This is a genomic window from Burkholderia sp. BKH01, assembly GCF_025685725.1.
Lineage (GTDB): Bacteria > Pseudomonadota > Gammaproteobacteria > Burkholderiales > Burkholderiaceae > Burkholderia > Burkholderia pyrrocinia_C.
Genome location: NZ_JAOTQT010000051.1, coordinates 1 through 9,717, shown reverse-complemented (window position 1 = coordinate 9,717; position 9,717 = coordinate 1). Strand labels below are relative to the sequence as shown.

9 protein-coding genes and 2 pseudogenes are annotated in these 9,717 nt (G+C 68.1%); 5 read left to right on the top strand and 6 right to left on the bottom strand.

Annotated features, from left to right (window positions below):
* A pseudogene (locus tag OEJ37_RS34985) lies at positions 1-490 on the bottom strand (highly repetitive protein); the annotation flags it as partial.
* On the opposite strand from OEJ37_RS34985, the gene OEJ37_RS34700 reads away from it, so the two are divergent.
* Together OEJ37_RS34700 and OEJ37_RS34695 are read left to right on the top strand one after the other, a co-directional pair.
* Entirely contained in the window at positions 393-1,676 is a 1,284-nt protein-coding gene (locus OEJ37_RS34700) for a collagen-like triple helix repeat-containing protein (protein WP_317891548.1), read from the top strand. The pseudogene OEJ37_RS34985 and the gene OEJ37_RS34700 overlap by 98 nt on opposite strands.
* A 120-nt stretch (positions 1,677-1,796) precedes the next feature.
* The gene (locus OEJ37_RS34695) at positions 1,797-3,080 is read left to right on the top strand and encodes an isoprenylcysteine carboxylmethyltransferase family protein (protein WP_263349509.1); all 1,284 of its coding nucleotides are present in this window, start codon (positions 1,797-1,799) and stop codon (positions 3,078-3,080) included.
* 63 nt (positions 3,081-3,143) lie between these two features.
* On the opposite strand, the gene cml is transcribed toward OEJ37_RS34695, so the two are convergent.
* Positions 3,144-4,337: a CmlA/FloR family chloramphenicol efflux MFS transporter gene (cml, locus tag OEJ37_RS34690; RefSeq protein ID WP_263349508.1), complete on the bottom strand. Its 1,194-nt coding sequence runs from the start codon at positions 4,335-4,337 to the stop codon at positions 3,144-3,146.
* Between the two features lie 693 nt (positions 4,338-5,030).
* Between cml and OEJ37_RS34685 the strand changes: the two genes are divergently transcribed.
* Complete coding sequence (locus tag OEJ37_RS34685) at positions 5,031-5,615, top strand: histone acetyltransferase (protein WP_263349506.1); 585 nt, start codon at positions 5,031-5,033, stop codon at positions 5,613-5,615.
* Between the two features lie 153 nt (positions 5,616-5,768).
* Positions 5,769-6,341, top strand: a complete 573-nt coding sequence (locus OEJ37_RS34680; RefSeq protein ID WP_174420674.1) for an NADPH-dependent FMN reductase — start codon at positions 5,769-5,771, stop codon at positions 6,339-6,341.
* 79 nt (positions 6,342-6,420) lie between these two features.
* On the opposite strand, the gene OEJ37_RS34675 is transcribed toward OEJ37_RS34680, so the two are convergent.
* Complete coding sequence (locus OEJ37_RS34675; RefSeq protein WP_263349504.1) at positions 6,421-6,732, bottom strand: DUF4148 domain-containing protein; 312 nt, start codon at positions 6,730-6,732, stop codon at positions 6,421-6,423.
* A gap of 245 nt (positions 6,733-6,977) precedes the next feature.
* On the opposite strand from OEJ37_RS34675, the gene OEJ37_RS34670 reads away from it, so the two are divergent.
* Positions 6,978-7,481 (top strand): DM13 domain-containing protein, encoded by a 504-nt coding sequence (locus tag OEJ37_RS34670; RefSeq protein ID WP_263349512.1) that lies wholly within the window; start codon positions 6,978-6,980, stop codon positions 7,479-7,481.
* A gap of 33 nt (positions 7,482-7,514) precedes the next feature.
* Here OEJ37_RS34670 and OEJ37_RS34665 read toward each other — a convergent pair whose 3' ends face one another.
* The 3 genes and pseudogenes from OEJ37_RS34665 to OEJ37_RS34655 all read right to left on the bottom strand — a co-directional run.
* Positions 7,515-8,132, bottom strand: coding sequence for a DUF2894 domain-containing protein (locus tag OEJ37_RS34665; protein WP_263349502.1), 618 nt, complete (start codon positions 8,130-8,132; stop codon positions 7,515-7,517).
* Positions 8,129-8,773 (bottom strand): OmpA family protein, encoded by a 645-nt coding sequence (locus OEJ37_RS34660; RefSeq protein WP_263349500.1) that lies wholly within the window; start codon positions 8,771-8,773, stop codon positions 8,129-8,131. Before OEJ37_RS34660 ends, OEJ37_RS34665 begins: the two co-directional genes overlap by 4 nt.
* Positions 8,774-8,776: 3 nt before the next feature.
* A pseudogene (locus OEJ37_RS34655) lies at positions 8,777-9,717 on the bottom strand (DUF802 domain-containing protein); the annotation flags it as partial.

Here is a 9,717-nt window from a genome sequence, read left to right as displayed (position 1 = left end):
GTACTTCGGGTACTTCGGGTACTTCGGGTACTTCGGGTACTTCGGGTACTTCGGGTACTTCGGGCACTTCGGGCACTTCGGGCACTTCGGGCACTTCGGGTACTTCCGGTACCTCGGGTACCTCGGGTACTTCCGGCACGTCAGGCACCTCGGGTACTTCCGGTACGTCGGGTACTTCCGGCACCTCGGGTACTTCCGGTACGTCGGGTACTTCCGGTACGTCGGGTACCTCCGGCACCTCGGGTACTTCCGGCACCTCGGGCACCTCCGGCACGTCGGGGACTTCCGGTACCTCGGGCACCTCCGGCACGTCGGGCACGTCGGGCACCTCCGGCACCCCCAGCACCAGCGTCACCCCGCTCGGCAATGTCCTCCAGCAATCCGGCAACCTCGTGACGGCACTCGGCACGACGGTCGCGAACGGCGGCGCGCAGATCGGCGGCGTGCAGATCCCCGGCACGAACCCGACGACGGCCACCAGCGTCGGCAACGCGGTCACGAGCCTCGGCAACGGCGTGCAGTCGCTCGGCAACGGCGTCGCGGCCGGCCTCGGCTCGATCGGCGTGTCGCCGAACCCGCTCGGCCCGACGCTGACGTCGACCACCGGCCTGCTGACCGGCGCCGGCGGCGCGGTCAACAACCTCGGCAACGCAGTGACGAGCCTCGGCACCGGTCCGCTGTCGCCGCTCGCGCCGGCGACGACCCTGGTCGGCAATCTCGTCAACACGGTCGGCAATGCGGTCAACTCGACCGCATCGGCGCTGAATACCGCACTGAACAGCGCGCCGGTCCAGCAACTCGAGACGCAGCTCGGCAGCGTGATCAACCCGATCACGAACACGCTGACCGGCGGCGTCACGACGCCTGGCGCCACGCAGACGCTCGGCGGCGCAACCATGCTCGGCGCTCCGCTCAGCGGACTGCTGAGCACGCTCGGCAGCGGCCTCGGCCTCGCCGGTTCGCAGATCGGCAGCGCCACCGGCAACCCGGTCGGCACGAGCGCCGGCAACGGCGTGTCCCAGCTCGGCAGCACGGTGGCGTCGGCCGGCGGCCTGCTGTCCAGCGGCAGTTCCAGCAGCGGCACCAACCCGCTCGCCCCGATTACCGGTCTGCTCGGTACGCTGACGGGCGGGCTCGGCGGCGGCAGCAGCTCGAGCGGTACGGGTGGTACCGGCGGCACCAGCGGCACGACCGGCGGCCCGCTCGCCCCGGTCACCGGCCTGCTCGGTTCGCTGACCGGCGCACTCGGCGGCGTCGGCTCGAGCGGCACGAGCGGAACCGGTGGCACGAGCGGCTCCGCTGGCTCGGGCGTCGGCGGCCTGCTGGCGCCGGTCACCAATCTCGTCAACTCGCTGACGCCGCTCGGCGCAAGCCTCACCGGCACGGTCACGACGCCGGGAGGCAACGTGACAGGCACCGTCGGCGGCCTGCTGACGAGCGGCCCGGTCGGCACGCTGACGGGCGCGCTGACGACGCCGGCCGGCTCGGCGGGTGCCATCGGCACGGCCAGCCCCGGCGGCGCAACCGGCACGGCGGCGACGCCGGCCGGCAGCGGCACGGTGGCGGCCGGCCTGACCGGCAGCTCGAACGGCGGTGCCTCGGGCGGTGCAGCCAACCTGCTGTCGCCGGTGACGAACCTGCTCGGCGGTCTGCTGGGCGGCGGCACCAAGAAGTAACGCTTTACCTACCAGAACCACAGGCCAATGGCCGGGCACCCATCAACACAAAGCCCGGCCGACGGCCGGCGTCACCCGCCAAGCGGGGGTGCCGGCCGTCATCCCGACGAGGATCCGATCATGAATTCCACGCTCGACGGCATCGCCGCGGTCCAGGACCGCCCGCCCCGTTCCGCCACGCCCTTCCGCGCCGGCCTGCTCGGCATCGCGGCCGGGCTCCTCGCGCTGTGGTCCACGCGCGACCAGCCGGCCCTCGACGCCGCGACGCGCGCGATCATCGCGAGCCTCGCGATCATCGGCACGATCGCGCTGCACGAAATCCTCATCTCGCGCGTCTACCTGCGCCCGAGCGCGGGGCTGTCGCGTCAGGCCGTGCGGCCGCTCGGCCTCGCGCGCGTCGCGACGCGGCTCGGCGCGCTCACGTCGATCTACGCGGGCATCGGGATGCTGTATTGGCTGCTGCCCGAATATCACGGTGATTTCTACCGGCCGTTCTGGTCGCTGCTGCGTGCGCTCGCTCCGTACGTGATCGTCGCCGCGCCGTTCTATTTCATGTGGATGGACCGCCATCAGCGCGAAACCGACGACGCGTACCTGCTGTGGGGCCGCTTCCTGTTCCGCCGCGAGCGGCCCGCAAGCTGGCAGCCGGTGCGCGAGATGCTCGCCGGCTGGGGCGTGAAGACGTTCTTCCTGCCGCTGATGACCGTCTACCTGTCGAAGGATGCCGACCATCTGACCGCGTCGCTCGCGCACGCGATGAATGCGCCGATGTCGCTCGCGACGTTCTCGTTCCTGTACGACCTGTCGTTCACGATGGACTTGATGTTCGGCACCGTCGGCTACCTGTGCACGTTCCGCATCCTCGACAGTCACGTGCGCACGGTCGAGCCGACGGCGCTCGGCTGGGGCGCCGCGCTGATCTGCTATCAGCCGTTCTGGTCGCTGATCTCGGGCCACTACATCCGTTACGAGGGCTCGCTGTTCTGGGACAACTGGCTGCTGTCCGCGCCGACGCTGCGCGTGATCTGGGGCGCCGCGATCATCCTGCTGCTGATGACCTACGCGCTGTCGACGATCTCGTTCGGGCTGCGCTTCTCGAACCTCACCAACCGCGGGATCATCACGTCGGGCCCGTACCGCTTCACGAAGCATCCGGCGTACATCACGAAGAACCTGTCGTACTGGATGGTGTCGGTGCCGTTCGTCGAGCCGCTCGGCTGGCAGATCGGGCTCATGCACTGCGCCGCACTCGTCGCGGTCAACCTGATCTATTACCTGCGCGCGAAGACGGAAGAACGCCACCTGATGCGCGATCCCGACTATCGTGCGTACGCCGAATGGATCGCGCAGCACGGGTTGTTTGCGCGGATCAAGCAGGCGTTCGGGGTGCAGCCGCCGGCGTGACGCGTCGACCGGCGGCCGGGGCGGCGGTGCGTCACGCCGGCCAACGACGCACACGCCGCCGGCTCATCCGCGCCTGCGCTTCAGTACGGCAATGGCCATGAGGCACGCCGCCGGCATGCACAAGCAGAAGGTCACCAATGGCCACGACGTATCGCCCGGCAGCACCAAAGTGGCAAGCGTGCCGACACCGCCGACGATCAGGCTCTGAATGCAGTAATACAGCGCGACCGCCGTTCCCGCGGCATCGTCGAAATCCCGCAGCGCTCCGTTCGCGGTCACCGACGACATCAGGACGATACCGACCGCGACAATCCACATCGGCATCACGAAGGCGACGAACGACGGCGCCATCAGGAGGGTGCACGCGGCCAGCACGATTGCGCCCGTCATCATGACGCCGGCACCGCGGACAAAGCAGCCCCGAATGCCCCAGTTCGACACGAACCATCGCGCAAAGCGCGCGGCAACGATCATCACGATCGCGACGGTGGCAAAAGCTGCACTGAATTCGGTGCGGGAAAAACCGGCATGACCGATGAGCACACGCGGCGCGATCGAGAAGAACACGAAAAAAGCGCCCATGGCAGTACCGAATCCGAGCGCATGGACCCAGAAGGACGGGCTGCGCATGATCGACATAGCCGGTTGCCGTGGCCTGCCGTCGGTCCGTGTCCGCGTTTCGTGCCATCGCGACCACGCGCGGCCAAACGCAAGACATCCCGCCGCACCGAGGGTCACGAAGATCGCACGCCATCCGAAGCCGCGCGCAATGCCCGCGCCGAGCATCGGCCCGAGAGCGGGCACGACCGCGAGGATCGCGCCGAACTGACTGTAGATGGTGCTGCCTTCCGGACGGTCGGCATAGACATCGCGAACCGTCGCGAAGGTCGCCACGAGGGCGGCGGAAGCGCCCAGCGCCTGCAACATGCGCAGCGCCACGAACACGACACCGCCGCTCGTCATCGCGAGCGCCAGGGACGCCGCCGAGAAAAGCAGCGCGCCGCCCAATAGCACCGGCCGCCGTCCGAAACGATCCGACAACGGGCCGAACACCAACTGGCCCAGGCCGAGAAAGACCATGTAGCCGCTCAGTGTCAACTGAACCATGGCGGGCGACGTACGCAACGCCGATGGCATCTCCGGGATCACCGGCAGATACACATCCATCGCCAACGACGCGAGAAGATCGAAAGGAGCCATCAGCAGCAAGGCCGACGGCAACGAGTAGGCCCATGCGGGCGCAGATTGATCGGGCATGACAAACCATCCGCTCGGAAAAGGGAATCCGGCGGCAATCTGCCTGCTGAGTCATCGACGAGAGGAGATCGCCGCAACAACCGGGTGAAGAAGGTTGCTGCGGCTCAGCGATCCGTGGACGGGCCCGCTCCCATGGTCAGATCCTTGTGGGGTTCGTTTGCCGTGAAGTGTATGCGATTTCGCGGTGCGATCGCACGATGCAGCCGGAAGCCGTGGCGCGACACGATCGCGGAGATCCGCAGCGAGCCGCGTGGCATCGGCTCACGCATCCATTGCGGCCAATTGTCGCGAAACGCCGCGATTCCTCGCTTTTCGTCGCTTTTCTCCGCCAGTCCGATTGCCCGCCCCCGGCACCTCGCGTATGGTGCTGGCCGTCCGCGCTCGAACCGTCGCGCGGACACCCGACCGTCGTCCCGCACGACGGCCGTGCGGGCCGTGCCCGCCGCTCACCGTCTCCGCGATGCCGCCCGCCGGCACCGCGCATTGATGAGGAAAGAGGCGTGATCCACAAAGTCCTGATCCTGTTTGCACTCTGCGTCGCGGGCCTCGCCGCGATCGCCGCCGGTTTCCAGCACATCCCCAGCTGATTCGCGGCCCCGGCTCGCTTCGCCGAGCCCGGGGGCCGCACCCATTCCATTTCCGTTGTTGCAATGAACCACTTTCTCGAACCGCCCGGGACGGGCGACCTTTGCCATGCGCATCGACGTACAGCATTCCCAGCACGACATCGACGTTGAACTCGACACGCTCCACGCACGCCTCCACCAGCCGGGCCATCGCCTGCACGGCCTGCCGGCCGTCGCGCTCGGCCGCTCGGGCCTGATCGTCCGCCACCGCGAAGCGGACGGCGAATACTTCCTGTATGTCGAAGATCCGGCCGCGCGCCAGCTTGCCGGCTACACGGTGTTCAACCGCCTTCCCGAAATCCCGCGCCGCGCCGACCGCTACCTGCGTGCGCCACATACGCGGCTGCGCGGCTCGGCGCAACGCAAGGGTCTCGCGACGACGCTGTATCGCTGGGGGCTCGACGCGGGCCTGTGTCTGATCAGCGGCGCGCGCCAGTCGGTCGGCGCCGCGCAGCTGTGGACGGCGCTCGCGCACGACTACCGGCACGGCTTCGTCGATGTCGAGGGCCGCGCGCTGCGTTATCTCGGCGACGCCGTTCCGGACGACGTGCACGGCGCGCTGCATACGCGGCGGTTGTTGCTCGGCAACGGGTGGACGATGACGGAATTCGCGCGGGTGGCCGGGATGAGCGATGCCGACCCGGCTCGCTGAGATTCCGCGACAATGTTCAGCGCATCGGCGCGGACCGCGTAGCGTCGGCGACGCGCACCGCGCACCACGAGCCACGCCGCCCGAACGCCGATGCGATAATCCGTCCGGTCCGCGCGACGCGGCAGCGCACCACGCCAACCGAAACGCTCATCGATGACCACCGATCCCCGAACCGACGCCGACCGCCGCATCGACATCGTCGCCCTGTGCGGCAGCCTCCGGTCGCAGTCGTACAACGCCGCGCTGCTCGATGCAGCGGCGCTCGTCGCGCCGCGCGGCATGTGCATCGCGCGCTTCGATCGCCTCGCGGAATTCCCGCTGTTCAATCCCGATACCGAATATCCGTCGCCCGCCGCCGTGCGCGACCTGATCGATCGCCTGAACGCGGCCGACGGCGTGCTGATCGCAAGCCCGGAATACGCGCACGGCGTGACCGGCGTGATGAAGAACGCGCTGGACTGGGTCGTCGGGTGCGAAGCGGTCGTCTACAAGCCGGTCGCGGTGCTGAATGCGTCGCCGCGCGCAACGCACGCGGACGCGGCGCTGCGGGAAACACTGTCGGTGATGTCCGCACGCATCGTCGAGCGCGCGTCGATCACGCTGCCGATCCTCGGAAGCCAGCTCGATGCGGCAGGCATCGCCGCGCATCCGCCATTCGCGTCGGCGTTGGCCGATGCGTTGCACGCACTCGGCGCGGCAATTGCCGAAGGCGCGCCACCGCGCTGACGTTGCGCATCCGCAAACGCATCGCAGTCCGGACGAGTCGGACATTGCGCCCGTCGACAGACGCAATGTCCTGCGCGGATCATCGTCCGCGATAGATCGGCCTGTCGGCGGCAACCGAGCCCGATTCGCTCGCGGTCGGCGACATCGTCCCGTATCCGCTTGCATCGGCAGCCGACGTACCCGTCGAGCCGATCTTCGTCAGCGCTTCCGCCAGTCGCGCCGGATAGTGCGGGTCTTCACCGGTCTGACGGTAGCCGGCCGCGTGCAGTGCGGCCAGTTCGGCCGTGACCTCCGCGCGCGTCACGGTGGACTGCGGCGCGGCCCATGCGGAAACGGAAACGGAAGCGGTCGCGGCAACCGTCGCGAGAACATACAGAGCAAGCTTGTTCATTTGAACTCTCCTTGGCATCGACGACGTTGTCGACGGAGAGTGAGTCGATCCGCGAGCGCAAAGATGACACCCGCCGGCGAAATTTATTCGACGCCGCATCGCGATGCCGTGCCACGGCCAGGCGTCGCGCCCAATGTGGACGGCATGATCAGATGAAAACCGATCGGCTGTCAGATTTCGCCGGCTCGCTCGACTACACGCATGTGGCCATGAGCCACCGCCTGTTCTCGTTCAAAGGGTCCGACATGAAAACCAGAATCTGGATACTGATCGCGTCGCATCTCGCGACGGGTCTCGTTGCATTCGCCGCAGGCATCTACGTGCTTCCGATCCTGACGGCATCGGAGGGCGCAAGCGCCGTCGAACTGCAAGTGGCCGCCGAAAACACACGCCATACCGGCCGCTTCGAACGCAACCTGCCGGGAAGCGATCCGCTGCACTGGGCAGACGGCAAGCTGACGATCACCGATTCGTCGATTGCCTTCGAAGGTGACATCGCACCGGGGCCCGACTACAAGATCTATCTCGTTCCGGAATTCGTCGACTCCAAGGCGTCGTTCCTCGCGATCAAGGCGCGTGCGGCGCGCGTGGGCGACCTGAAGACATTCGGCAATTTCGTCGTACCGCTTCCCGCCGACGTGAATCCCGCGCGGTACACGTCGGTCGTGATCTGGTGCGAACGCTTTTCGAAATTCATCAGCGCGGCCCGGTACCAAAGCGCAGCGAAGTCGGGCTCGGTGTCGATGTAACCGGCTCCCGCCGCAGCGGCCCGTGGTCGCTCGCTACCGGCTCTTGGTCCGCGTGCCCTTCTTCACCGTCTTCGCGCGCGGCGCTTCCTTCTCGGGCTGCGCGCCGCCACCGGCGAGATCCTCGAGCCACGCGAGCGCGTCGACGTACGACAGGAACTGCTGCAGATATTCCGGCGACAGCTCGCGCATCGTCGACAGCGACCGGTGCACGAGGCTGTTCGAATTGAGCGGCCCCGCATTGCGCGGCACCTGGTCGAGCGACTGCCGGTACTGCTGCTCCGTGCGAACTTTCGACCACATCGTGCGGAAGTAGTCGACCAGCTCGGGATCGAGCCCGCGCCGGTCAGCCTGCGCATCGCGCGCAAGCCGTTCGACGAGTTCCGCAATCGCGCCGCGTACGGGCGCACCTGCCGCGGCTTCCGCACTATCGTGCGCAGGCTTCGCTTCATCGGTCCGCGCGACGACCTCTGCGAAGCCCTCGATCAGCGTTGCCAGCCGCGCGTCGAGCAGGCCGCGTGCGTCGCCGTCGAGCACGGCCGCGCGCCGTTCGAGCGCGTCGATCCGGTGAAAGCGCACGGGATCGAGCCGGTCGGCACCCTGCTCGCGCCATGCGTCGAGCGTCGCGCGGGCGGGCGTCGCGTCGTCCGTCACTTCGCCTTCCCTCCGTTCGATGCGCTCTTGCGCGGCACCGGCGCGATCTCCACGCGGCGGTTCTTCGCACGGCCTTCATCGTCCGCATTCGAGCTGACCGGCTGTTCGGAGCCGAACGCGGCCGCGAACACCGATGGCGCCGGCACGCCGGCGTCGATCATCGCACGCGTGACCGTCAGCGCACGCTTGGCCGACAGTTCCCAGTTGTCCGTGAACTGGCGATTGCCGGCATGCACCTGCTGGTCGTCGGCAAAACCGCTGATCATCAGGATCTCGTCGCGCGTCTTCAGGTAGGCGGCCAGCGGCGCGGCCAGCGTCTTCAGCAGGTCGCGGCCCGCGGGCTGCAACTGGTCGGAGTTCAGCGCGAACAGCACGTTGCCGCTGATGCCGATGCGCCCGTTCACGAGCGTCACGCGGCCGGCAGCGAGCGGCCCGGCAAGCGCCTGTTCGAGCGACTTGCGCTGCTGCGCTTCGAGCTGGCGCGCACGCACGGCTTCCTCGAGCTTCGACGTGAGCTGCAGCTGCATGCCGATCACGCCGACGAGGATCAGCACGAACGCACCGAGCAGCACCGACATCAGGTCGGCGAACGCGGGCCACACCGGCGCCGATTGCGCGCCGCCGTCGATTTCGTCGTGCATGCGTTACGCTCCGACAGGCGCCCGCCGGCCGGCGAGCTGCTGCAAGTCTTCGACGATCTGCTTCTGCGTCATCATGCTCAGGTCGATCACCTCGCGCGCCTGCGCGACGTAGTACTCGAGCTGCTCGTCGCTGCGCGCGAGCGATTTCTCGAGCGCGGCCTCGATGCGCTGCAGGTGGGTCAGCAGCTTGTCGTTCGATGCGCCGAACACCTGCACGGCCATCCCGAACGCATCGCCGAGGCTTGCGACCTCGACCGCGCCCGCGGTGACCTGCGCGGCCACCGAATCGAGCTTGCGCGTTTCGGCATCGACGGTGTCGTTGAAGCGCGCGCCGACGCGGTCGAGCAAGTCGGCCGACGTGCTGACGAGCGCGTCGATCGCGGTGCGCTGTTCGGTCGATGCGTGGTTGACCGCGCCAAGCAGCGTTTCGAGCGTCGCGAGCAGGCGGCTGCGTTCCTCGAGCGTCGCGGTATCGCGCACCATGCTGTCGGACAGGCGCTGGCGCAGCTCGGCGACGACGTCGGCCGCGGCCTTCGGTGCTTCCGATGCGGCCTGCACGAGGCGCGCGATCTCGTTGATCGTGTCGCTCGCATGCACCTGCGCCTGCGCGGTGATGTCGTTCGCGGTGCGGGCCAGCGTGTCGCAGATGTCCTGCTGGCGCGTCGCGGCCTGCGCGCTCGTCTGCGCCCATTCGTCGCGCAGCGCGGCCGCCATCGCGGCGAGCGAATCGTTCCATGCGTTGAGGCGTTCTTCGTCGCGTGTGGCGAGTTGCGTCTGCAAGCCGGCGTGCGAATCACGGATCGTCGACAGCAGATCGTTCGAGCGTTGTTCGAACGTGGCGGCCTGCGTGGTGAGGTCGCGCGTCGTTTGTGCGAGTGCGTCGCAGATTTCCTGCTGACGGCCCGCGCTGTGTACGCCTGCGCGTTGCCATTCGTCGCCGAGCT